Source organism: Streptomyces bugieae (genome assembly GCF_036352915.1).
Taxonomy (GTDB): Bacteria; Actinomycetota; Actinomycetes; order Streptomycetales; family Streptomycetaceae; genus Streptomyces; species Streptomyces endophytica.
In genome coordinates, this window is the sequence record NZ_JAZBJP010000201.1 from 1 (window position 1) to 417 (window position 417).

Sequence of the window (417 nt, forward strand, 5' to 3'; positions counted from 1 at the left end):
CCGTATCGAACGGGTGTGCCGGTGTACCCGGTCGCGTCGAGATGAGGAGGCGCCCGTGTCAACGACCGACGGCAGAGGCCGCGAGGAGACCGAGGAGGAGCGGGCGGACCGGCAGTGGACCGAGCTGCTCCAGGAACTGCGCGTCGCCCAGACCGGGGTGCAGATCCTCTTCGGCTTCCTCCTCGCCGTGGTGTTCCAGCCGCGGTTCGCCGAACTGTCCGAGGTGGACCGGGACATCTACGTCACCACGGTGGTGCTCGGCTCCGCGACCGTCGCGGCCCTCATCGGCCCCGTCACCTACCACCGGCTGCTCACCGGCCGCCGGATGAAGCCGCAGACGGTCATCTGGGCCTCGCGGATGACCATGGTCGGGCTGGTGCTGCTGCTCCTCACCATGTGCTCGACCCTGCTGCTCAT

Annotated in this window: 1 protein-coding gene; it reads left to right on the top strand. The window is 69.1% G+C overall.

All coding sequences use genetic code 11. The features are described 5' to 3' along the window. Positions 1 to 55: 55 nt before the first annotated feature. Positions 56 to 417, top strand: a 362-nt coding sequence (locus tag V2J85_RS40875) for a DUF6328 family protein (RefSeq protein WP_330824426.1), incomplete at its 3' end; no start/stop codon positions are given.